Origin of the sequence: Paenibacillus sp. FSL L8-0638, from assembly GCF_038593075.1 — a bacterium.
Taxonomy (GTDB): Bacteria; Bacillota; Bacilli; order Paenibacillales; family Paenibacillaceae; genus Paenibacillus; species Paenibacillus polymyxa_D.
On sequence record NZ_CP151960.1, the window covers coordinates 1,408,485 to 1,426,377 of the forward strand.

The 17,893-nt window shown below is 46.0% G+C and carries 14 protein-coding genes and 1 riboswitch; of the genes, 6 read left to right on the plus strand and 8 right to left on the minus strand.

Features of this window, described 5'->3' with window-relative positions; all coding sequences use genetic code 11:
• Positions 1-11: 11 nt before the first annotated feature.
• Entirely contained in the window at positions 12-1,376 is a 1,365-nt protein-coding gene (locus MKY35_RS06340) for an efflux RND transporter periplasmic adaptor subunit (RefSeq protein ID WP_342445903.1), read from the plus strand.
• A gap of 1 nt (position 1,377) precedes the next feature.
• Positions 1,378-2,601 (plus strand): ABC transporter permease, encoded by a 1,224-nt coding sequence (locus MKY35_RS06345; RefSeq protein ID WP_342445904.1) that lies wholly within the window; start codon positions 1,378-1,380, stop codon positions 2,599-2,601.
• A 97-nt stretch (positions 2,602-2,698) separates the two neighbouring features.
• On the opposite strand, the gene MKY35_RS06350 is transcribed toward MKY35_RS06345, so the two are convergent.
• Together MKY35_RS06350 and MKY35_RS06355 are read right to left on the minus strand one after the other, a co-directional pair.
• On the minus strand, positions 2,699-5,296 hold the full coding sequence (locus MKY35_RS06350) for a glycine betaine ABC transporter substrate-binding protein (RefSeq protein WP_342445905.1): 2,598 nt from the start codon (positions 5,294-5,296) through the stop codon (positions 2,699-2,701).
• On the minus strand, positions 5,271-6,494 hold the full coding sequence (locus MKY35_RS06355; RefSeq protein WP_029516322.1) for a glycine betaine/L-proline ABC transporter ATP-binding protein: 1,224 nt from the start codon (positions 6,492-6,494) through the stop codon (positions 5,271-5,273). Before MKY35_RS06355 ends, MKY35_RS06350 begins: the two co-directional genes overlap by 26 nt.
• 515 nt (positions 6,495-7,009) lie before the next feature.
• Here MKY35_RS06355 and MKY35_RS06360 point away from each other — a divergent pair.
• Positions 7,010-7,573: a transcriptional regulator gene (locus MKY35_RS06360; protein WP_029516323.1), complete on the plus strand. Its 564-nt coding sequence runs from the start codon at positions 7,010-7,012 to the stop codon at positions 7,571-7,573.
• Between the two features lie 153 nt (positions 7,574-7,726).
• A complete protein-coding gene (locus MKY35_RS06365) occupies positions 7,727-9,208 on the plus strand; it encodes a carboxylesterase/lipase family protein (protein WP_342446616.1) in 1,482 nt (493 codons plus the stop codon).
• Positions 9,209-9,474: 266 nt separating this feature from the next.
• Here the strand turns inward: MKY35_RS06365 and MKY35_RS06370 are convergent, their stop codons facing one another.
• The 6 genes from MKY35_RS06370 to MKY35_RS06395 all read right to left on the minus strand — a co-directional run bounded on the left by MKY35_RS06370 (position 9,475) and on the right by MKY35_RS06395 (position 16,512).
• Positions 9,475-11,505, minus strand: a complete 2,031-nt coding sequence (locus tag MKY35_RS06370; RefSeq protein WP_342445906.1) for a methyl-accepting chemotaxis protein — start codon at positions 11,503-11,505, stop codon at positions 9,475-9,477.
• A gap of 240 nt (positions 11,506-11,745) precedes the next feature.
• Positions 11,746-12,693 (minus strand): DMT family transporter, encoded by a 948-nt coding sequence (locus MKY35_RS06375; RefSeq protein WP_039269607.1) that lies wholly within the window; start codon positions 12,691-12,693, stop codon positions 11,746-11,748.
• 178 nt (positions 12,694-12,871) lie between these two features.
• Positions 12,872-13,016: riboswitch (FMN riboswitch) on the minus strand.
• Between the two features lie 122 nt (positions 13,017-13,138).
• Positions 13,139-13,834 carry an ABC transporter permease gene (locus tag MKY35_RS06380; RefSeq protein ID WP_342445907.1) on the minus strand — a complete coding sequence of 232 codons (696 nt, stop codon included), beginning with the start codon at positions 13,832-13,834 and terminating at the stop codon, positions 13,139-13,141.
• Positions 13,827-14,750 carry an ABC transporter ATP-binding protein gene (locus tag MKY35_RS06385; RefSeq protein ID WP_342445908.1) on the minus strand — a complete coding sequence of 308 codons (924 nt, stop codon included), beginning with the start codon at positions 14,748-14,750 and terminating at the stop codon, positions 13,827-13,829. Before MKY35_RS06385 ends, MKY35_RS06380 begins: the two co-directional genes overlap by 8 nt.
• Before the next feature lie 108 nt (positions 14,751-14,858).
• The gene (locus MKY35_RS06390) at positions 14,859-15,803 is read right to left on the minus strand and encodes a sensor histidine kinase (RefSeq protein WP_342445909.1); all 945 of its coding nucleotides are present in this window, start codon (positions 15,801-15,803) and stop codon (positions 14,859-14,861) included.
• Between the two features lies 1 nt (position 15,804).
• Positions 15,805-16,512, minus strand: coding sequence for a response regulator transcription factor (locus MKY35_RS06395; protein WP_342445910.1), 708 nt, complete (start codon positions 16,510-16,512; stop codon positions 15,805-15,807).
• Positions 16,513-16,815: 303 nt separating this feature from the next.
• Here MKY35_RS06395 and MKY35_RS06400 point away from each other — a divergent pair, with 303 nt between their 5' ends.
• Both MKY35_RS06400 and MKY35_RS06405 read left to right on the plus strand, forming a co-directional pair.
• Complete coding sequence (locus MKY35_RS06400) at positions 16,816-17,319, plus strand: hypothetical protein (RefSeq protein ID WP_029516337.1); 504 nt, start codon at positions 16,816-16,818, stop codon at positions 17,317-17,319.
• Between the two features lie 98 nt (positions 17,320-17,417).
• Positions 17,418-17,726: a hypothetical protein gene (locus tag MKY35_RS06405; protein WP_029516338.1), complete on the plus strand. Its 309-nt coding sequence runs from the start codon at positions 17,418-17,420 to the stop codon at positions 17,724-17,726.
• The last annotated feature ends 167 nt before the right edge of the window (positions 17,727-17,893 follow it).

The window sequence follows — 17,893 nt, forward strand, 5'->3', positions numbered from 1 at the left end:
GTGATGAAAACATGAAAGCTAAAAAATATACGATTTATGTCGTACTTATTATTTTAATCGCGGTTGGGATATATGCCTTAACTGCTCTTCCACGGGGTGGAAGCAGCTTGTCTGCGGATCAGTCTTCTTCCATTCCTACGGCTTATGTGGAGTCGGATACCCTCAATGCCAGCTTTAAAATGGCAGGACGGATTGACCAGATGCTCGTCAAAGAAGGCGATCAGGTTAAAAAAGGGCAGGTGTTAGCCCATCTGGAAAGTCGCGAGTTGGAAGATAAGGTGAAGCAGGCACAGGCGGCATTGCTGGCAGCCAAGAGTAATGTATCCAAAGCAAAAGCTGGAGTGTTGCAGGCTCAAGCAGGCGTAGGCCAGGCACAGGCTACTGTGAGTGCTGCTCAGGCCAAGAAAAGCCAAGGCACGACATCGGTCAGTGTGACCGCGGAGGCTTCCTCCAGCCAGATTGAACAGGCCAAGGCGGCTGCGAACGCCGCCAAGGCAAAACTGGATGCCCTCAAGAGCGGGGCAAGACCACAGGAGCTTGAGCAATTGCAAGTATCTGTGAAGGTAGCCAAGGAAACGCTGGACCTGACCGTTAAAAATCTGGAGCGTGCCAAAAAGCTTCAAGAAGCCGGTGCAGCAACCCAGGCATCTTTGGATCAAGCGACATTGGAACATCAACAGGCAGTGGCCAAGTATAATGCAGAGTCGCAAAAATTGGATATGGCACGGGAGGGAAGCCGCAAGGAGGAAATTACGGCGGCTGAAGCTCAATACCGTCAAGCCTTGGCTGCGGTGAAGGAAGCACAGGCAGGAGCGGGCAAAGTTGCTCTGCAACAGGAAGATGTCAAAGCCGCTCAGGCTTCGGTAGAACAAGCGCAATCTGCGGTGAAGGCGGCGCAATCCACAGTTGAGCAGGCTCAATCTGCGGTTGCAGGTGCCAATGCTCAGGTAGCCCAAGCGGAAGCCGCACTTCAAGAGGCTCAGACCTATTTGAGCTACACTACGCTGCGTGCGTCCGAGGATGGAATCGTAAAATCCAAGTCGCTTAGCTTAGGTGAAATGGCTAGCGCAGGGTTCCCGGTCTATACCATTGAAACTTTGACACAACGTTGGGCTAAATTCTATGTACCTGAAACGTCTCTGAACGGTCTTCAAGCAGGGGATACAGTCCAAATTAAATTGCTGTCTGGCGGTAAGGAGCTGAAGGGTAAAGTCATTCTGTTAGAATCGGCTGCTGACTTTGCTATTCAAAAACCGAGCCAAAGCTCCGGTGACAAGGATGTCCGTTCCTTCGGTGTTAAAGTAGCATTGCCAGACCTTGCTGCATCGGTTCCAACAGGCTCCACGGTTCTGTTTGCAGGCAAAGGGGCGCAGTAATATGCAGGATTCACAGGAAAGACTTCGTATCCGCGATGTGTTTCGCGAGGAATGGCTGAGCATCTTCCGGGACCGCCGCTTTATGGCTATTCTGCTGATTACGCCGATTGTGTATACGATACTATTCGGCTTCCTGTATTCACATCAGCGGATTACCGAGATGCCTGTCACTGTGTACGACGGAGATAATTCGCAGCTCAGTCGCCAGATCATTCAGGCGTTTGATTCGACCGATTCATTTGCCGTTACACGGCAAGCAAACAATCAGGATGATGTAGTCCGTCAAGTAGAGACTGGAGAAGCTAAGGTCGGAATCGTCATTCCCGACAACTTTACCACTCGGCTTAAGCATGGGGAGAATCCACCCGTGCTCACGCTGATTGACGGCAGTAATATGATGTATTCCAATAGTGCCAGTCGGATTGCGAATCAGGTTATTAGTAGCGTGAGTGCCGGAGTATCAGTCAATTCCATGAAACAAAAGGGAATGAACGCCGATCAGGCCGCCTCGACGCTGACTACCATCCCGTTCCGATCCAGAGTGCTATTTAACCCGGTATATGATTATAAGCTTTTCATGCCACTAGGGGTTATCTCTGCGGCTCTCCAGCAGTGTTTGCTGCTTGGTATCGCGTTGTCCTGCACGCGTGATAAGGAAGCAGGGACTTGGGGGAGATTTGGCGCATGGAGAAATACCCCTTGGCGTTTGGCTATTGCCAAACTGGCACCGTATTATGCAGCGGGAGCTTTCAATGTGCTGACTGTATTCAGTATCAGCGCTTTATGCTTCGATATTCCGTTTAGGGGACAGGTACTGCCGTTGATTTTAGTGTCGCTGGTTTTTAACTTTGCCTTGTGCGGATTAGGCTTCCTGTTCAGTCTCTTTTCCAAAACCAGAGTAGATGCGACCCAAACTCTGATGCTGATTGCTGTTCCTTCCTTTATGCTGTCAGGCTATACGTGGCCATTAGAGGCAATGCCCGGCTTCTTGCGGGGGCTTGCTGAGATATTGCCACTGACGTATTACCTGGATGCTGTACGGAACATCACGCTCAAAGGATTGGATATCACCTACATCTTCAAAGATATGATTGCTCTAGGCGTCATTGGTTGTGTGAGTCTGCTGGTGTCCTTTGCGATCTATCCGTTATTCTTTAGACAGCACCAGACGACAGGGCAGCATGCCGATGTGTCCGCTCAAGAAGGATTCACGCTAAAAGGCTGAGAGCAACTCTAAATATTGGATATCATAAAAAGGCAGATCAGGAGTAAACCCTGATCTGCCTTTTGCTTGTTCATATGGTTTAAAAGTGGAAAAAATATTATTGCGGCTGCTTAAGATCCTCGATAGAATCAATCGGCACATAGGATGGAACGACAAGCCCGGACATAACGCCAGTCATACTGGTTCCGATGTCATCCACCTTATCCTTGTATTGAGCCCAATAATCAGCATGCGTCAATGGAAGCCAAGCGGCTGCGGTAGCATCTACACTTCCGCCAGCTACGCCAGTCCACATCGGGCCGATTTCCACTTGCAGGGCTGTTACTTTATAGCCCAAATTTTGTTCCAATACATATTTCAATACGTTCGTACTGGCAATTTCAGAATCCCAAGCAGCGTAGCTCAGCTTCAAAGGATCGCCGCTGACGGGCTGCAGGCCCTTGATCCATTCCTGAACCTTGTCAGGATGTTTATCAGCCCAGTTCTTGGCAGCCTGCTGCGGGGCAGTACCGTCCTGAATCGCGATCATCACTTCACCCATATCCTCAGCAGTCCACTTGAAGCGGCTTAGAAATTCATAAGCCACAGGAGCATCCTGCTTCAAGCCTTTGCGGGCAATGGTATGGATTTCTTCCTTATCACCATACGCCTTCTTAGGGTCCTTCAAGTATTTCAGATCGTATTTGTTAAACATCCAGTGAGGGGTCCAGCCTGTTACAACGATAGGTTGTTTGGCTTTGATCGCCTTGTCCAGGTTAGCTGTCATAGCAGCGCCGGAGCTTTCAAGCAAATTCCAGTCGGACAGGTCGTAATCGTTCATGGCCTTGGCAGTCAGCTTCATCAATCCGTCGCCGGGAGCGACACCGACAATGCGGTAACCGACCTCTTTGCCAAAGTCCTCAGTTGTGGCGGAAGCCGTAGCCGCTTCGGCTCCGTTATCCTGCAAATCAGTAATCGATTTAACATCCATGTAAGCTGGAACGACCAATCCGGTTTTAACACCGCTCATATTAGCCCCAAGATCGTCGAGCTTATCCTTGTATTTAGCCCAGTAATCCGCATGTGTTAACGGCAGCCATGCAGCCGGTGAAGCATCTACATCACCACTAGCGACACCCGTCCACATAGGACCTGCTTCAACTTGAAGTGCGGTTACTTTGTAACCCAGTTTGTTCTCCAAAATATAACTTAGCAAATTCGTGCTGGCAATTTCAGAATCCCAAGCCACATAACTTAGCTTGAAGGTATCACCATTGACAGGTTGCAGTCCTTGAGTCCATTCCTGAACCTTGTCGGCATGTTTCTCCGCCCAATCCTTGGCAGCTTGCTCAGGACTGGTTCCGGCTTGAATGGCGACCATCATTTCACCCATATCTTCTGGTGTCCATTTGAAACGTTTTAGAAACTCATAAGCGATAGGAGCATCCTGGTGCAAGCCTTTACGGGCAATCGTATGAATCCCCTCGGCTTCACCATAAGACTTCTTAGGGTCTTCCAAATATTTGAGATCATACTTGTTGAACATCCAGTGAGGAGTCCAACCTGTAATAATGATCGGTTTTTTCGCTTTAATGGCTTTGTCCAGTGTGGCCGTCATAGCTGCACCGGAACCTTCAACCAGTTTCCAATCAGACAAATTGTAGTCTTGAATTGCTTTGGCAGTCGATTTCATAATGCCTGCCCCGGCATCAATACCGATAATTTTGTAACCGACTTCTTCGCCAACCGGGTTGGCAGCAGCGTTACCTTTGCCAGATGCGGAATGGTCCGTTCCAACAAAATATTGGGATGCACCAGCGATCAGAATGACAGCTGTAACTGCAGAAGTAATCCATACTTTTTGCTTGCTGGATACGCGGCTTTTGCCTTTTTGCGTAGGTTTAAACAGATTTTGCGTAAAACGGTCAAGCACAATAGCCAGAACGACAACAGCTAAGCCTGCTTCAAAACCTTTACCGATTTGCAGCTGTGTCACAGCACGGTACACAACAGCACCGATGCCTTCCGCACCGATCATGGAAGCAATAACAACCATGGACAGTGACAGCATAATCGTCTGGTTAATACCAGCCATTAAGGTAGGCAATGCCAGTGGAAGCTGAACTTTGAACAGCTTTTGCGCTGAGGTTGAACCAAAAGCGTCTGATGCTTCGATCAGCTCACCTGATACTTGCATAATCCCCAAGTTGGTCATGCGAATGGTTGGGGGGATTGCAAAGATAACAGATGCGATAACACCCGGCACAACACCCAGGCTGAAAAAGGTAACCGCTGGGAGTAAGTACACGAACGCAGGCATCGTCTGCATAAAATCAAGTAAAGGCGTGATAATGCGTGATGCCGATTTACTGTATGCACACCAGATCCCGATGGGAATCCCGATAACAATGGATACGAGCGCAGACGTGATGACCAGTCCGAGCGTATTCATTGTTTCACTCCAATAACCAAGATTATCAATCAGCAGGAAGCCGATGACAGTAAACAGCGTAAGCTGAACCCGCCCGATCATAAAGGCGATAATGCCGATGATCACGATGAACACCAGAGGGTGCGGAAGCATGAACAGGCCTGAGAAAAAGCCTACTACAGCTTCTATAATGGAAGAAATAACATTAAACAATCCAGCCAGATGAATACCCATCCAGTCGACAATGGCTTGAATCCACTCAGCGATTGGCAGTTTCGGTATCATGGGCATTCACCTCCTTCGTAGTAGTAACATCTCCACCAAGTGCGCCGAGTAATGCTCCACGGACGATAACGCCCAGCAGCTTTTGCTTGTCATCGACCACAGCCAGCGGTACCTTGGACGAGCTTGTAATTTCAAACAAATCATTAATGACAGTTTCGGCAGCAACCTGCGGTCCGTCCGTGATCAAAATATCTTCAATTTTCAAATTATTGCGCAGTGCATGAACAGCATCCTCGGCGTTAATAACACCCAGTAGCTTTTTGGTGCGGTCAATGACGAACAAATTGGAAATCCCACGCTCTCGCATCAATTCCAGAGCCACACGCGGACCACGATCCATGGTGATGGTTTCTGGACGAAGCATGACATGAGCAGCCGTCAATACCTTGGACAGATCCACATCCTCGACGAAGCGGGCTACGTAAGAGTTAGCCGGTTGGATCATAATTTCTTCCGGTGTACCGATTTGTACGACCGCACCGTCTCGCATCAATGCAATCCGGTCACCAATCCGCAACGCTTCATCCAGATCATGGGTGATAAACACAATGGTTTTCTTCATTTTATCCTGAAGCTCCAACAGCTCATCCTGCATGTCACGGCGAATGAGCGGGTCCAATGCACTGAACGCTTCATCCATCAGGAGCACTTCAGGGTCATTAGCCAGCGCCCGTGCCAGACCGACACGCTGCTGCATACCGCCACTCAATTCATCGGGCATTTTATCGCCCCAGTTTTTGAGACCAACCAGTTCCAGCGCTTGTTGCGCCTTTTCCTGACGCTGTGCTTTTTCTACCTTTTGAATTTCAAGACCATATTCTACATTTTCTAATACAGTCCGATGTGGGAACAGAGCGAATTTTTGAAAAACCATGCTGATGGTTTTACGACGAACTTCGCGAAGTTGTTCTTTGTTCATCTTACGGAGATCTTTGCCGTGGACCAGAATTTCACCGGAGGTAGGCTCAATCAAGCGATTTAGCATTCGCACCAAAGTGGACTTGCCACTGCCCGATAGCCCCATAATTACGAAAATTTCACCTTGCTTAATTTCCATGTTGGCCTTATTGACACCAACAGTAATCTGTTTTTCTTTGGCCAACTTTTCCTTGCCCCAGCCTTGCTCCAGGAGCGGAACACCTTGCTCTGCGTGAGGACCAAAGAGTTTGCTGACATTTTTGACTTCCAAAATCGTCATACATACACCTCTTCTTTCTATACTTTGCTTGGTATTAACCCCATGTTGCATTAAGGATTGAGTATAAAAATCATAATTCTGAACATCCTGAACGGTTAATGACAAAATTAATTGTAACAGAAGCATTGCTTACATTTCAAATAAAAAAACTGTTCATAAAGTACGTACAGAAAAAACTGTACAAAGTTTCCTTCAATATGCTCCTTCGTTCTATAGAATGCTCAAACATTCGGAACTTTACAACCGATAGTGCTTTTTTTAAAATAGACAATGAAATATAACCATAAGAAAAAGATTTATGTATATCCATAATTTTAAAAGTTTACTATCATTAGCAATTTTGCGAATTATGATTTTGAACGACCCATGCTGTTGTAATATAGACAGAAGCTTTGCTTTTGAAACATTTCATTTATTGTTGAAAGATTTCATATATTGCGTCAAAGCTAATCTTTTACGGGTAAATCGTTCATACTAGGTTGTGCAAAATGCTCTAAAATTAGGAGGTTGCAAGCATGAGCTTGTACCAGTTAGGTGATGAGCAGCAGGCTTCGCTGCAAAAAATTCGCAAACGTGTCATAGAAGCTATAGGTAAAAACATGGACCTGTATGGGATTACTTTGTCTGCGGGGCATTTATACGGTTTGCTTTTTTTTGCGGATAAACCGATGACGCTGGACGAGATGGGCCGTGAAATGGAAATGAGCAAAACGAGCATGAGTACAGGAGTTCGCACATTATTGGATCTGAAAATGGTAAATAAGGTATGGAGCAAGGGCTCACGCAAGGATTTGTATGAAGTTGAATATGACTGGCATCAAACATTTACTGACTTCTTCGCTATTAAATGGAGAAAAGCGGTAGAAACAAATTTACTGGTGCTGCGCAAAGCCATTGATGAGCTGGACAAATTGATGAATCAGGGTGAAGAGTACGAGGAATTTAAGGCGATTCTTCAGCAAGATCGTTTGAAAATGAAGCAGGCCGTCGCTTATTACAAGTGGCTAGACAGACTAATTGACTCTATGGAAAGCGAAGAAATTTACAAGCTGATTCCAAAAGAAGAAGTTCGGGATTAATCGCTATTTCCCTATCTTGTTTATAAAAATGCCGGAGCGCAAAAGTGCTTCCGGTATTTTTTGGTTTGGCCGTGTGCAAAGGGTATAATAGAGATATGTAAAGATTGATATTATACCGTTGTGTTGAACATACGAAATAAAGGGGGCTTCATGATGGAGAGTATTATAGTACATACTCGTCTAGGTCAATTGCGTGGGGAATCAGGAAATGGATATCATGTATGGAAAGGTATCCCATATGCACAGCCTCCTATTGGAAAACTACGTTTTCACGCGCCCCAGCCTTTGGAGTCTTGGGAGGGTGTGCGGGCTGCGACGAGTTTTGGGCCAATCTGTCCGCAACCTATGCCATCCGCTGAAAGTATGACTGGAAATCTGGTGGAACCGCCTAAGCAGTCAGAGGATTGCTTATACCTGAACGTTTGGACACCTGCTTCGAAGACTCCTGAGAAGGGACGTCCAGTGATGGTGTGGATTCATGGCGGTGCCTTTGTCACGGGGTCCGGGATTATACCTTTATATGACGGGGAACGCATGGCGAAGAATGGCGATGTTGTGGTTGTTACGATCAATTATCGATTGGGGCCGTTAGGGTTTTTGCATCTGACTCCAAAGGGAGATGGCCTGACCTCTAATGCGGGACTACTGGATCAGATCGCTGCGCTGAAATGGGTTAGGGATCACATCTCTGCCTTTGGCGGTAATCCGGACGAAGTGACGGTGTTCGGTGAATCAGCAGGCGCGATGAGTATTGCCGCTTTATTGGCGATGCCAGCAGCTGAAGGACTGTTCCAGCGTGCGATTTTGCAGAGCGGTGCGTCGCAGGTATTGCCAACTTCACAGGCCGAGCAAGTGACGGCTGTGTATCTACAGCAGCTGGGTGTGGACACTCAGCATCCAGAGAGGTTGTTTAGCCTGCCGACAGATGCGCTGATGCTAGCGATGGCGAAGACGCATGAAGTCATCGGACCAGGGATGGCGATGATCTATCAACCCGTTGTGGACGGTGTGACCTTGCCAGATGTACCCCTGTCTGCAATCGCGCAAGGTTCAGCAAAGCAGGTTTCCGTTTTGATTGGAACGAACTTGCATGAGGGGGCCTATTTCATCCGAAAAGAATCCCATCTAATGAACAAGTCGACAGCGAGACAAGCATTGGAAATGATGACGGGCATGTCAGACATCGGCAACCTGATAGAACCATTTCCGGTTACGATTGAGGGACAGGCGCAAATGTTGACCGATCTATTTTTTTGGCGTCCTGCGTTGGCTCTTGCTGTTGCACAGTCGGCGCATGCGCCTGTATGGATGTATCGTTTTGATTGGACATTGCCCGGGCATCCTACCTTTGAACAAGCGGTTCACGGTGCAGAGATTGCGTTTGTTTTCGATAATCTGGAGCTGCTAGATAAGCTTGGATTAGAGATTCAACCTTCGATGCAGAAGCTGGCTCAAGATATGCAGCAGGCATGGGTTGCTTTTGCACGTGATGGGAAGCCAGTGCTGTCCGAGGGGGCTTGGCCGATGTACGACAGAGAAGGGCGGACTACAGCTATTTTCCATCAGAATATTAAGGTGGAGCACGACCCCGAAGGAGATAGACGCCGTCAGTTAACCGGTCAGATGACCCTTTAAGTAACAAGAGAGAGAGCATATCAAGAACTCAAATGTAAAAAGCCTTCGCCCGTAATTTGTATACGGACGAAGGCTTTAGTTAGTCAGGATTTTGCAAAATTCGATTCCAGTCGCTCCAAAGTGCAAGATATTGACGAACTAAACCATTTTGATCTATATCTTGTTCATTGGAAGTCGCTTATTGGATTTTTGCAAAATCCTCTAGTAATTAGATGTACTACTGTTCATTCTTACATGCATGAAATTGCAACGATGCAATGTGTAAGTTAAATCTTAAATCGCTTAACCAGCTGTTGCAAATCCTGCGCCATGTTGGACAACTCCTGTGACGAAGAGGCGATTTCCTCCATAGCTGCCATTTGTTCCTGAGCAGCAGCAGATGTTGTCTGCGAGCTGTCCGCCGAATTGCGAGACAGGCTTGCCAAATGGGTAACGGTGGCGGAGACTTCCTCTGTACTGGCTGAGATTTGTTCAGCAGCAGCGGACACACTTTGAATTTGTTCCACGATATGAGAAGTAGAGCGCTCAATATTCGTAAATGCACCTTCTGCATCTTGGCTAATACGCATACCTTCACCTACCTGGTTACGAACATTACCGTTCATGGTAGCGGTAGAGCGTTGAATCAAATCGAGCATCTGAGTAATAATCTGACTGATGGAATCCGCGCTTTCCTTGGATTGCTCAGACAGCTTGCGTACCTCTATAGCGACTACGGCAAATCCACGCCCGGCTTCGCCAGCTCTGGAAGCTTCAATAGACGCGTTCAGAGACAACAAATTGGTTTGCTTGGCAATGGCGGCAATAGCCGTATTCATCTGCTTCGCATCGTCCGAGAGCTGGGATAGCTCATCCATTAAGCTAGCCGTTTGGCTGACAGCCTCCAGAATACGGTCCATTTGGGTCCGTACACTACTGATCATTTGACTGCCTTGAGCCACATCATGCTCGGTTTGTCCTGCTGAATCCACGATGGAGCTTGCCGATTCGGCAATGGTGCTGACACCCTTCGCCATTTCTTCAACGGCATTAGCGGTCTGCTCGGATGCCTCGGCGCTGGTGGCTGCATTTTCCGCGGATTCCATAACCGTTTCCGCTACATGTTGTACGGACTCCGTCGTTTGCTCTGTGCTTTCCTTAATTATCAGGGAAGAGGAAGCAAGTCGGGAGGAGGTTTGGTTGACCTCGGAGACCATCGTATGCAAGGAATGCGTCATCTGGTCAAAATTCTGTGCCAGTTCGCCGAACTCATCCTTGCTGGATAGATTAACACGTTCGGTCAGATTTCCGTCACGGACGATGCGTGTTCCTGCTTGCAGCTTGCGCAGCGGAATTAAGAACGAGCGGACCATAAGCACAATGATGATCGCCGCGGCAAGTATGGAAATAACAATTACAATCAGGCTTTGCTTCAGAATTGGTTGGGCTGCATCACTATAATCCTCCAGATCCGACAGTGCGACAATGCTCCAACCGGTGAGAGGGTCCTTAAGTGTAAAGGCCAGCATATCTCGATTCATAAATTGAATTTGCGACATGGAAGGAGCATCATTTTCAACGGTTGTCGCCACTTCGGGAAGTCCTTCTATGGCGTCAGCCGCTTTTTTGCCTGTCTTATTAAAGGCTGTTCCAGTCCCAGATACAACTTTATGTTCAGAATCAACAATAATGAGTCCTCCGCGCTCACCAATCTTAACAGACTGCAGACTTTCACTCATTTTGTCCAGGTTCAAAGCCAGGGCAACAGCTCCTTCACCGTCCTCCAGCGTTCCCGATATATTAACGACTAAATTCCCTGTCGTGACGCTGGCAACTGGAACACCGACGAATACTTTGCCCTTTTCCAGCATCGCATTTTTGTACCATTTTCTCTCCCTGGGATCATAATCGGACTCCTGTTTTTTCGGCGAACGTATGTATTGCCCCTTCTCATTGCCGAGAAGCGCTGCATCTAGCTCGGGGTGAGCCTTGACGATAACATCTAACTTTTTCTGAAGGGCTTCTTGGTTGGTACCGATGGAATCAGAATTGATTTCAGTGGTAAGCACGTCCAGATCTTTCATAATGGGCGCTACATACTGATTGACATTGCTTCGGATCAGATACAGATTCGTATATACGGAACCGCCCATTTGCTGACTGAGTTGTGTCGTAGCCCCCTGATAAGAAAAGTACCCGATAAGTACGCTCGGAATCAATAACACAGCTAAAAAAGATATTATTAATCTTGTCCTCATTAAATAAAACTGCTTGAGAAACCTGTTCCACCACGGAACTGTTTGTTTTGTTTTAGTCATAGTTCTTGCTCCTCTGTGTCTGATGATCACTACATTGTTTTATTCGACATAAACCGACGAATTTTATAGATGTAATCATTGGGAAACGAGAAATAGTAGCATATTTTAGACACTTTTTTTGAAAAACAGGTCTAAAGAACTATGATTAATATTAATGCGAACACATAAAAAGCCAAATCGGAGATGCAAAAGCATCTTCACAATTTGGCTTGGGTGAGTCATGAAAGGGACATTGAACTGTTAATTTTTTTGCTGACGTGAAATCATAAAGAGCGTAATCCAGATGAGCATAAAACCAGTCAATTGCGCTACAGTAACGATTTGCTGAAATGCGATCCAATTAATCACGACACCCACCATGGGAAAGCTCAATTCTGCCATCGTAGCATAAGACGCTTTGGTCGTACTTAAGCCTTTGTAATACAGCAATAAGCTAAGAAGACCCGGAAGCAATGCCTGCAATAGCAAGTTGATAATCACAGCTGCGCCTGCCCATGTACCGGCAGGCATATTCCATGGCGCATGCTCTACAGAGGTGAGGACAATCAGCAGAGGAAGCGCCACCATGAAGCGGAGGGAGGTTACCGTTTCATATTTCATTGAACGAAGCAAGTAACTTCCCATGACTGTCGAACCACCCCACAGAACTGCTGCACCGAGTGCAAGCAGACTACCGACCTGGACAAAATCACGAACATGCCCGAAGGGGAGCGACCAACCGAAGGTCAGAAGATACGTCCCGAACAGAGCGACGACAATTAATAATCCAAAATGACGCGGCAACATTTCCTTCAAAATAATACGGGCTAGAACAATAGCGACCAGCGGTTGAAGCTTCTGGAGCAAGAGTACAGCATTCAAATCACCATTGCTGAGCGCCATGGTAAAAATCACGCTGGCCAGAGCCGAGCCGCCCCACGAGACGAACAAAATAGCGAAAACTTGACGAAGCCGTACCGCTTTGAGTTCCTCACGATGCTTCCACAACATCGGTGTCAGAGCGAGGAAAAGCAGCATATGCTCCATTAGTACAATTTGTGTTGAAGTAAATGATTTTAGCAAAATAATACGAAACAGCGGATCAGCGCCCCACAAGGCTGCTCCTATTGCGACCAGCCAAAAACCGCTTTTCATGTGGGAGCTATGATCAAAACCTTTGGATGTTAGTACAGTAGAAGATTGACTCATACTCAATTAGCTCCTTGCGAATACAGGACCGGTGGCACAAAAACCCCCGCCCATGGCGAAAGGCCATGCAAGACGGGGGTTGATCAAATAAACTTGCCGCTTTATGCAAGTTAAATGAAGTTACTGCAACTGCAAAACCCATAACGCAGCATTCATCCACTTCGCGGCATGTTGATATTTCGATCTTCTTCCATCCGGACTCTACCGTCGGCTTTGGCATCTCACCAAATCAGTCCGTATCCTGTTGCCAGATACAGAGTCGCGGGCTTAGCTCCATGAGCCATACCGCCGGTTGGGAATCTCACCCTACCCCGAAGATCCTTATTCCGTTTTTTAATTTCTCCTATAGGATATACCTGTTTTAGAATGAAGTCCAGTGAAAAATGTGTGTATAACTAACAATGATTTTCATCTATTTTTCGAAAGCGTTTTACTAAGTTACATACTATGAAGTAATATCCTTATACTCAATGCGTCGAATCGCTGCATAAGCCACAAGCATTCCCAGTATAGAGAAGCCTATTTGCACGGGGGCTATGGAGCTAAGTGTAGCGCCGTTATTATTGGAGAAAAGCAATGCTACAATCAGGATTGAGGTCACAATGGTGGTGGGTACAGAGTATCTTCGCATCCCCATATACAGCGGAACCAGTCCCATAAAGCTGGCAGCAACGGCATTGATCAGCGTCCGTGCTGATTGTTGACCCAGTATCGAAAGAGTAAGGTTATCGGGTACAATCAAGACAAACTGGTTGAGCAGATGAATAGCAGCCGTAATGATTATTTCCGAAATAATAATAGACAAGAAGGTAAACAGCAGCACAACCAAGAGCTTGACGATCATCAGCTTCTGACGGTGAATCGGATACATGAACAGGATCGTAATCGATTTGGACTTAAATTCCCCTACGATAAAGCGGCACAGGAGAACAGAGGCAAACACAATAAATGTGGCTCTGACCAGCATGTCCATGAGATCGAGAAGCTGAGTGTACTGTGTAAATTCGGGTATTCCTGTACTTTGGCTGTCCAGCGCGATGATACAGAGCAGCCCAAGAATGCATGCATTGGCGATCAGTGCTGAACGGATATAACCGGCCAGATGAAATTTTTTCAGCTCCAATTGCATCAATTTAAGCATGGAGATCACCTCCGTTTAACAGCCGCAAAAAGTAGTCTTCCAGCGTACTGCTTTTCTGATGAATGGAATCCACTTCTATATCATTTAAAATGAGCGTCTTCGTAATTTGTTTCTGCGGTACATTTGAATCGTAAATACGTATACTCTGTTCATTGAGCACCCTTATATTATTCAGATTCAGATGATGGGAGAGGACGTAGGCCGCCTTTTTACAATCGTTGGTCGTAAATTCGATGTATTCCGTATTGGTTTCCCGCACCTGTTCCATCGACACTTCCTCAATCAGCCTTCCGTGATTAATCACGCCTACCGTATCCGCAATCTGCTCTATTTCCGCTAAAATATGACTGGACACGAGCAGAGTCATCCCATATTCCTTGCATAGCATGTGGAATAGTTGGCGGATTTCCTTGATTCCCACCGGGTCCAGACCATTAATCGGCTCATCCAAAATGAGTAGCTCTGGCTTAGTCGCAATAGCGCGGGCAATCCCGAGACGCTGTTTCATTCCCAGTGAAAAGTCTTTTACCGACTTGTCACCCGCATTCTGCAAGTTTACTAATTCCAGGGCATCCCGAACAGCCTGCTTATTATAGTAGCCCATGTATTCACAATGAAGTTCGAGATTTTGCTGCGCCGTCAGCCTATCATAAAAAATTGGGTATTCAATAATCGAACCCATCCGTCTGAGCAGATGATACGATTTTGGCGTTAATTTCTCACCGAATAATTCAATTTCACCCGATGTCGGCTTGAGTAAATTCGTAATCATTTTCATCATCGTCGTCTTGCCTGCCCCGTTAGGGCCGAGAAAGCCATAGGTTTCTCCCTTGCGCACATTCATGGTGACTCCCGCTACAATTTCGTTACCCTTCAGGGCTTTGGTCAACTGATGTGTACGTATTACGTAAGTCATGGGTGTTCTCCCTTCGTATACTGCTGATAATTCAAGGATAAAGGGCGAAATGTTCATTTTTCTTTCGTGATTCTTACAAATTTATTAAGTTGAGCATGTTTAGTACGATTAATAGTTGATTTTCTTCAATGTAAAAGAGAAGACTGTCCGCTCATAAGGTCTACTGGTCAATTGAACTTCTCCGTTCATCGTTTCAACCAGACGTTTGGCAATCGTAAGGCCCAGTCCGCTACCTTGTACCGCTTTATTGCGGGAGTCTTCCAGTGTATACATGCGTTCAAAAACTTTATCTTGCTCAGATTCCTGTATGCCTTTCCCACGATCCCATACCTCTATACGCACTGTATCCTGCTGTTCTGACAGTGTCAGGCCTAGCGTCCGTCCATCTGCCCCGTAGCGAATGGCGTTCGAGATCAGATTATTCAGCACCCGCCCAATCGCTCCTTCGTTCCCCAAGGCATGAATGGTATGCTCCGGGATCTCAATATGCACAGTAAACCCCTGTGCAGTCAGCAGGTCATAAAACTCTAAAATGCTGCGTCTGCACAGTTCTCCCACTTCCAGTCGTGTCAACGGAATATCCGTATCATTAGCTTCCAGTTTCGCCAAATTAAAAAAGCTTCCGATCAACTCAATCGCTTCGCTTGTCTTTTGATGAATTTTGGATAGCAGCTTTATACGTTCTTCCGGCAAAATAGTCGGATCGCCATCCAGCATCTCGGCATATCCAAGCACAACCGTAAGCGGGGTCTTGAGATCGTGTGAAATGTTCGAAATCATTTTGCGCATAGCAATTTGGCTACGGTTGTAATCTGCAGACACTCTGAGATTCAAGTCCAGCAGTCGATTAATTTCCGTCATGAGTCGTTGCAGTTCAACGTCACCTGTGACATATAGCAGCTTTTCCGCATGATTCACCGTCACAATCCGCTCTAGTAGGGCTCGGATATCCCTTATTTTGCGCTTATTGGCCATACGCTCCCGCCAAAGCCATACTATAACGACTGACATGATGAGGCCGACAATCCACTCAGAAATGTTTTCGATGTTCATATCAGCCATTCTCCCATTTGTAGCCAATGCCCCATAGCGTTTTAATGTGGACAGGATGAGAGGGATCTTCTTCGATTTTCTCACGCAGGCGGCGAATATGGACGTTAATCACGTTCTCGTCGCCCATATAATCGTCTTTCCAAATAAATCCGTATAATTGTGCTTTTGTAAATACCCGGTTTGGATTGGCTACAAATAGCTTCAAAATATCGGACTCTTTGGCTGTTAGCTGAATTTCATTTTCATTGCGTATGACTATAAAATGATCAAAATCAATGCGCAGACTGCCGTAGGTCAAAACTTGTGCTTGCGGTTGTTCCTCCTGCTGTTGCTGACGGGCATATGTAGTAGATCTGCGGATCGCGGACTGAATACGAGCCGTCATTTCCAGCATTGAAAAAGGTTTGGCAACATAATCGTCTGCCCCAAAGCCCAGTCCAAGCGCTTTATCCACGTCGCTGTCCTTGGCTGACATAATCAGAATAGGTACGGCGCTGTGGGTACGGATTCGGCGGATCACCTCCATACCGTCCACCTTCGGCATCATCAAATCCACCAGTACCAGATCATAGGTATGACGTTCAAAGGCAAGAAGCCCCTCTTCCCCGTCATAGGCAGTGGTTAGGCTGTATCCTTCCTTAGTGAGTGCTTTGAGTAGCATTTCGGCAATGGATAGATCGTCTTCAATAAGTAAAATATGCTGTGGCATAGGTGTGGAACACCCCTAATTTTTAGATTAAGCTCGTGTGACGAACTGTACCTGAATTATATAGAGCAGTGGAGGGGATTTCCATAAAAATATCCAAAGAAAAAATGAAAACTCCCTGGATCGTCCCAGGGAGTTACGTAATCAGCTGTGTCTGGCAATATATCTTTCCTCTATTATACTGAAAGAGTTTATAATCCGATGTTTGAAATACAGTGTTATAATATCCGGGGCATGCCTTATTATGAGAGATTAGGTATGTCGAATCACGCTGCGGTACAGGAGCGTCAATAAAGGAGAGCAACGATGTTTGTCATACGAGGAACACAAAAACTGCTGAAGGAATGGGAGACTGAACCACTTCAAGTTGATATTTATCCGCCTTTGAATAGTTGGCATGCCAGTTTATTTTTACTGAATCGAAGAAAAAATATAGTGTTTATGCATGATATATCCCGCTTAAGCATCACGCTGTTTGGGATTAAAAAATCGCAGTACAAAAACCTGCCGACTCTTTTTATACAAGCCTTGAAGGAATTAATGATCAGCGAAGGGTTTGATGAGCAGATCGTGAAGGCATACACACAGGAAGGCGAGCAGATGCTGGCAACTACGACGAATAGACATAGTGTGTTGGTAACCTTAGATGAGATTATATTTATTATGAAGGAACTGGATATGGAGCATGGGTGCGAGCTGGAAAAAAACCAGTGGAATAACCGGATTGTTTTCAAAACTGTTGAATACAAGTACCCTGTTGATGTTTTTAAAGAAGTGCTGGAAAAGCATTATAAACTAGAGCGTATTTGAGAAATTTATGATTTTACGAAATGAGTTCCATTTATTCCCTCTGTCCTATATAATCTAATATAGTTCTAAAAGACTATATAAAGAGAGGTAAGGGGTAAATGAAGATTAAATTAAGAAATAAAACTGGAATGATCAAGGAACGCAAAGTAGGTTTTTCATGGACTACGCTCTTTTTCGGTTTTTTCCCTGCGTTGTTTAGAGGGGATTGGAAGTGGGCTGTTATTATTTTTCTGGTATCGATCCTTACGAGTGGGGCGTCCAACTTTGTATTTTGCTTCATTTATAATCGCTTACATATTAATGATCTGCTGTCCCAAGGCTATGGCCCTGCTACTAAGAAATCCCAATCTATCCTGATTTCTAAGGGATTTATTGCTGAAAATTACGCTGCTAACTTTGCAGGTTAATTTGAGAGCTGTTTGTTAAACGAGACGTATCAAAAGGGCATCCACCAAAGTCCATACGGGCGGGGGATGCTCTTTTTTTATAACTCACATGATAGCAACGCTTGCGATGAAATGAATCATAGCGCAATAAGCGGCACACTTTGGTAAAATAAAACGATACAGGGTTT

Coding starts and splice junctions, on each gene's coding strand:
- MKY35_RS06340 (WP_342445903.1), top strand. CDS start 12: ATGAAAGCTAAAAAATATACGATTTATGTCGTACTTATTATTTTAATC.
- MKY35_RS06345 (WP_342445904.1), top strand. CDS start 1,378: ATGCAGGATTCACAGGAAAGACTTCGTATCCGCGATGTGTTTCGCGAG.
- MKY35_RS06350 (WP_342445905.1), bottom strand. CDS start 5,296: ATGATACCGAAACTGCCAATCGCTGAGTGGATTCAAGCCATTGTCGAC.
- MKY35_RS06355 (WP_029516322.1), bottom strand. CDS start 6,494: ATGACGATTTTGGAAGTCAAAAATGTCAGCAAACTCTTTGGTCCTCAC.
- MKY35_RS06360 (WP_029516323.1), top strand. CDS start 7,010: ATGAGCTTGTACCAGTTAGGTGATGAGCAGCAGGCTTCGCTGCAAAAA.
- MKY35_RS06365 (WP_342446616.1), top strand. CDS start 7,727: ATGGAGAGTATTATAGTACATACTCGTCTAGGTCAATTGCGTGGGGAA.
- MKY35_RS06370 (WP_342445906.1), bottom strand. CDS start 11,505: ATGACTAAAACAAAACAAACAGTTCCGTGGTGGAACAGGTTTCTCAAG.
- MKY35_RS06375 (WP_039269607.1), bottom strand. CDS start 12,693: ATGAGTCAATCTTCTACTGTACTAACATCCAAAGGTTTTGATCATAGC.
- MKY35_RS06380 (WP_342445907.1), bottom strand. CDS start 13,834: ATGCTTAAATTGATGCAATTGGAGCTGAAAAAATTTCATCTGGCCGGT.
- MKY35_RS06385 (WP_342445908.1), bottom strand. CDS start 14,750: ATGACTTACGTAATACGTACACATCAGTTGACCAAAGCCCTGAAGGGT.
- MKY35_RS06390 (WP_342445909.1), bottom strand. CDS start 15,803: ATGAACATCGAAAACATTTCTGAGTGGATTGTCGGCCTCATCATGTCA.
- MKY35_RS06395 (WP_342445910.1), bottom strand. CDS start 16,512: ATGCCACAGCATATTTTACTTATTGAAGACGATCTATCCATTGCCGAA.
- MKY35_RS06400 (WP_029516337.1), top strand. CDS start 16,816: ATGTTTGTCATACGAGGAACACAAAAACTGCTGAAGGAATGGGAGACT.
- MKY35_RS06405 (WP_029516338.1), top strand. CDS start 17,418: ATGAAGATTAAATTAAGAAATAAAACTGGAATGATCAAGGAACGCAAA.